A 5,184-nucleotide genomic window follows, 5' to 3' on the forward strand; every position below is an offset into this window, starting at 1 on the left:
ACGACCCAGTACGAGGACGCTTCGCCGGCACGCCCAGCCGGGCGCCCGACGCCGCGCGCTGATCCGACGCGAATTGTGAGACACGGCCTAGGCCCTCTCCTCCGAGGGGGCCCGTCGAGCATCGGCTCAGCTTACGAGAAGCGTCGGAAATGTGAACTGGACCTGGGCGATCGATCGGACGCAGGATCGTCGGCATGGAACTCAAGGGCATCTACGTCCCCCTGATCACCCCGTTCGCCGCCGACGGTTCGGTCGCCCTGGACGCGCTGGAGAAGCTCGCCCACGAGGTGCTGGACGCCGGGGCGGCCGGGCTCTGCGCCCTGGGCACCACCGGGGAGCCGGCCGCGCTGACGGCCGAGGAGCGGGACGCGGTGCTGGACGTCGCGGCGGCCGCCTGCGCCGCGCGCGGGGCCCAGCTGCTGGTCGGCGCCTCCGGCGGCGACACCCGGGCCGTCGGCGAGGCGCTGGCCGCGCTCGGCGCCAAGGTGCCGGGGGCGGCGGCGCTGGTCACCACCCCGTCCTTCGTCCGGGCCGGCGAGGCCGGGACGGTCGCGCACTTCCGGGCCCTGGCCGCGAGCAGCCCGCTGCCGTTGGTCGTCTACCACATCCCGTACCGCACCGGGCAGCAGCTCTCGACCGCCGCGCTGCGCGAACTCGCCGCGATCGACGGCGTGGTGGGCGTCAAGTACGCGACCGGCGGGTTCGACCAGACGGCCGCCGAGCTGCTCGCCGACGCCCCCGAGGGGTTCGCGTTCCTCACCGGCGAGGACGCCTACCTGTCGCCGATGCTGGCGCTCGGCGCGGCCGGCGGCATCCTCGCCTCCTCGCACCTGGCGACCGCCCGGTTCGTGGAGCTGGCCGAGGCCTGGCGGGCCGGGGACGTGGAGCGGGCTCGGGCGCTCGGGCACCGGCTGACCGGTCTGGCGCTGTCCGCTTTCACGGCGCCGAACCCGTCGGTGACCAAGGGCGTGCTGCACGCCCAGGGCCGCATCCCGACCCCGGACGTACGGCTGCCGCTGCTGCCGGCCGGGGAGGCGGAGGTCCGCGCCGCGCTGGCCCTCGCCAGTGGTCTGGACCAGTAGGAACGCTCTCACAGCGTGGAACACCAGGCCGCCGCACCCGCGTGACAAGGCATGATGGGCAGAGCGCGGCTGTGAACAGCACCATTCAGAGGAGTAGTCGGAGATGAAGATCGGCATTGTCGGTGCCACCGGCCAGGTCGGCGGCGTGGTCCGCGAGATCCTGGCGGAGCGCGCCGGGCTTCCCGGTGGAATCGGCCCGGTGGAGCAGCTGCGGCTGTTCGCCTCGGCCCGCTCGGCCGGGCGCACGCTGCCCTGGCAGGGCACCGAGGTCACCGTCGAGGACGCGGCCACGGCCGACTACACCGGCCTGGACATCGTGATCTTCTCGGCCGGCGGCTCGACCTCCAAGGCCCTGGCCCCCAAGGCCGCCGCGGCCGGCGCCGTCGTGATCGACAACTCCTCCGCCTGGCGCCGCGACCCCGAGGTCCCCCTGGTCGTCTCCGAGGTCAACCCCGAGGCCATCGCGGACCGCCCCAAGGGCATCATCGCCAACCCGAACTGCACCACCATGGCCGCCATGCCCGTGCTGCGCCCGCTGCACGAGGAGGCCGGGCTCGCCGCCCTCGTCGTCTCCACGTACCAGGCCGTGTCCGGCAGCGGCGTGGCCGGTGTCGCCGAGCTCCGGGACCAGGCCGCCAAGGTCGTGGAGGCCGGCGCCGCCGCGCTCGCCCACGACGGCGCCGCCGTCGAGTTCCCCGAGCCCAAGGTCTACCAGCGGCCGATCGCCTTCAACGTGGTGCCGCTGGCCGGCTCCGTCGTCGAGGACGGCTCCAACGAGACCGACGAGGAGCAGAAGCTCCGCCACGAGAGCCGCAAGATCCTCGGCATCCCGGAGCTGAAGGTCGCCGGCACCTGCGTGCGCGTCCCGGTCTTCTCCGGCCACTCGCTCCAGATCAACGCCCGCTTCGAGCGCCCGATCAGCCCCGAGCGTGCCGTCGAGCTGCTCACCGGCGCCCCCGGCGTCGAGCTGTCCGACATCCCCACCCCGCTCCAGGCCGCCGGCCAGGACCCGAGCTACGTGGGCCGCATCCGGGTGGACGAGACCGTCGAGAACGGCCTGTCGCTGTTCGTCTCGAACGACAACCTGCGCAAGGGCGCCGCGCTGAACGCCGTCCAGCTGGCCGAGCTGGTCGCCGCCGAGCTCAAGGGCTGAACACCTCCGTCCACCGGTCGGAACACGACCGCGTGACCTCGGGCGGGCCCCGTCGTTGTACGGGGCCCGCCTTCGCATTTTTTTGCGTTGCGTTGGTACGGCCTTTGCGGTAACGGGATGACCGGAGAGGTTCGGCAGGCGAACCGCGGGTAGAAGGTGACCCAACGATCGGGCGGCGACCGGGGGCCCCTCACCGCGGCACGCCCGGCCGAACGGTCGGCCGTCACGGCCGAATCGACCAGCCGATGGCTTCCGAGGGCGAGCGAAAAGAGGTGCGCGATGGACCGCTGTGTCGTCCTGGTGGACGCCGGATATCTGCTGGGCGCCGCCGCCAGCCTGCTCGCAGGGGATCCGTCCCGCTCCAAGGTCACCGTGAACCACACGGCCCTGATCGCCGCCCTGCGCGAGCGCGCCGAGGCCGAGACCGGGCTGCCGCTGCTGCGGATCTACTGGTTCGACGCCGCCCCCGACCGGCGCCCGATGCCCGAGCACCGGCGGCTGCGGGTGCTGCCCCGGGTCACCGTACGGCTCGGCGCGCTCACCCGGGCCGAGGGGCGCTGGGTGCAGAAGGGCGTGGACGCCGCGATGCACGCCGAACTCTCCGAACTCGCCCGCAACCGGGCCTGCGCCGACGTCGTGCTGGTCACCGGGGACGGGGACCTGCTGCCCGGCATGATGACCGCCAAGGAGCACGGCGTGGCCGTCCACCTGTGGGCGCTGCAGGCCGCCGACGGCGACTTCAACCAGTCCGAGGACCTGGTCGGCGAGGCGGACGAACGGCGGGTGCTCGACCGGGAGTGGATCGAGGGGTCCTTCTCGCTGCGGGAGCACTCCAGCCCCTTCCCGGCCCCCGGGGCCCGGCAGGAGATCGCCAAGATCCTCGCCGCCCCGCCCGCCGTGCTGCCCACCGTGGTGCCGCCGGTGGCCCGCCCGGTCGCCGCGGAGGCCGCCCCGGCCGAGCCTGGCCCCGCCGACGACGGACGGCCGCAGCCGGCGGCCGCGCTCAAGGTCGTCCCCACGCCGAAGGACCTGGCCGGACGCACCTCCTCGGTCACCCCGATCGCCCCGGTGGCCAACGGCGTCGCCGGTGCCACCGGCGCCAACGGGCACGGCGTGAACGGCCACACCGCCGCCGCCCAGGCCGGGCCGGTGCTCCGGTGGTCCTCCGACCGCGGCTGGGTGGACCGGCCCGCCCCGGAACCCGCCGTCACCGCCGGCGACAGCCTGCCCACGCTCGCCCAGCTCACCACCGCCGAGCAGCGCTGGGCCGACCGCGAGGAGGACATCACCTCCATCGGCGGCGACGCCCACGAGGTCGGGCAGGTCTTCGCCCGGCGCTGGAGCGACCGGGTCGGCGACACCGAGAGACTCACCACGCTCTGGCCCGACTACCCGCGCATCCCGCACCGGGTGGACGGCGAACTGCTGCGCTACGCCGCCCGCTTCGGGCTGCTGGCACACAAGGACGACCAGATCGACGAACACGACCGCTACGCCATCCGGGCCGGGTTCTGGAAGGAACTCGCGGCCCGGGTGCCGGGCGGGACGATGGTCGTCGACGACTGAGCCCGCCCGGCCCGGCGGCCCGGGCGGGAGCGGCGAAGGCGCAGGCCGGGCCCCCTTGTCCGGTTCGCCCGTATGAGCGCGTAGAGTCTTCGGTCGTGAACGAGACGGCGGGGCGAGCACCCGAGGAACCCCTGCCGTGCGTGGCCGTGCGCGACCTGGTCAGGACCTACCGCGCCGGGCGCGGCGCGGCCGCCACCGAGATCCGGGCCAACGACGGGATCACCCTCACCGTCCGCCAGGGCGAGATCTTCGGGCTGCTCGGACCGAACGGCGCCGGGAAGTCGACGCTGGTCCGCCAGCTCACCGGCCTGCTCCGCCCCGACTCCGGCTCCGTCGAACTCCTCGGCCACGACATCGTGCGGCACCCCGAACGGGCCGCCCGGCTGCTCGGCTACCTCGGGCAGGAGTCCACCGCGCTGGACGAGCTGACGGTGGCGCTCGCCGCCGAGACCACCGGCCGGCTGCGCGGCCTCACCCGCGCCCGGGCCCGCGGCGCGGCCGGTGAGGTGCTGGCGGAACTCGGGCTGGAGCCGATCGCGGCCCGGCCGCTCGCCAAGCTGTCCGGCGGACAGCGGCGGCTCGCCTGCTTCGCGGCCACCCTCGTCGGGGACCGGCCGCTGCTCGTCCTGGACGAACCGACCACCGGCATGGACCCGGTCGCCCGGCGCGCCGTCTGGAGCGCCGTCGACCGGCGGCGCGCCGAGCACGGGACGACGGTGCTGCTCGTCACCCACAACGTGATCGAGGCGGAGACGGTGCTCGACCGGGTCGCCGTGGTGGACGACGGCCGGGTGATCGCCTGCGACACACCCGGCGGGCTCAAGGCGCTGGTGGACGGCGACGTCCGGCTCGACCTGGTCTGGCGGGACGAGGCGCCGCTCGACGTCCCCGCCGTCGCCGCGCTGCGCGAACGGGCCGAGCGCACCGGGCGCCGCTGGACCGTCCGCACCACCCCCGAACAGGCCCGCGAACTGGTCGCCGCCGTCACCACCGGCCCGGCCTTCGCCGCGCTCGACGACTTCACCCTCGCCACCCCGAGCCTTGAGGACGCCTACCTCAAGCTGGGCGGCCGCCACGGAGGACTGGCCAAGTGACGCTGCTCTCGGCGCCGGAGACCCGCCGGTCCACGGGTGCCCCCGCCCCGCTCGCCCCCGCCGCCCGGCTGCTGCCGGCGCTCGCGGCCGTGTACCGGGCGCAGCTCGCCCGGGCGCGGGTGGCGCGCATCCCGCTGCTGTTCGTGGCCACCTTCCAGTCGGTGGGCATCCTGGTGATGATGCGCGGGGTGGTGGACGCCCTGCCGCCCGGCCTGGCCATCAGCTCCACCGCCCCGTACAAGTGGCGCGACCGCGGCATGGTGCCGCGCAGCCCGCACGACCAGGCGGT

General features: G+C 74.7%; 4 protein-coding genes and 1 pseudogene. All 5 read left to right on the forward strand.

Going from position 1 to position 5,184, the window contains the following annotated elements:
- Window positions 1–194: 194 nt before the first annotated feature.
- The gene (locus ACFRMQ_RS37745) at window positions 195–1,082 is read left to right on the forward strand and encodes a dihydrodipicolinate synthase family protein (protein WP_380735394.1); all 888 of its coding nucleotides are present in this window, start codon (window positions 195–197) and stop codon (window positions 1,080–1,082) included.
- A gap of 103 nt (window positions 1,083–1,185) precedes the next feature.
- Window positions 1,186–2,235 (forward strand): aspartate-semialdehyde dehydrogenase, encoded by a 1,050-nt coding sequence (locus ACFRMQ_RS37750; RefSeq protein WP_380735395.1) that lies wholly within the window; start codon window positions 1,186–1,188, stop codon window positions 2,233–2,235.
- A gap of 279 nt (window positions 2,236–2,514) precedes the next feature.
- On the forward strand, window positions 2,515–3,801 hold the full coding sequence (locus tag ACFRMQ_RS37755) for an NYN domain-containing protein (protein ID WP_380735396.1): 1,287 nt from the start codon (window positions 2,515–2,517) through the stop codon (window positions 3,799–3,801).
- 95 nt (window positions 3,802–3,896) lie between these two features.
- Window positions 3,897–4,895: an ABC transporter ATP-binding protein gene (locus ACFRMQ_RS37760; protein ID WP_380735397.1), complete on the forward strand. Its 999-nt coding sequence runs from the start codon at window positions 3,897–3,899 to the stop codon at window positions 4,893–4,895.
- Window positions 4,892–5,184: pseudogene (locus ACFRMQ_RS37765) on the forward strand (hypothetical protein); the annotation flags it as partial. The gene ACFRMQ_RS37760 and the pseudogene ACFRMQ_RS37765, both read left to right, overlap by 4 nt.

It is taken from the genome of Kitasatospora sp. NPDC056783 (genome assembly GCF_042789895.1).
Lineage (GTDB): Bacteria > Actinomycetota > Actinomycetes > Streptomycetales > Streptomycetaceae > Kitasatospora.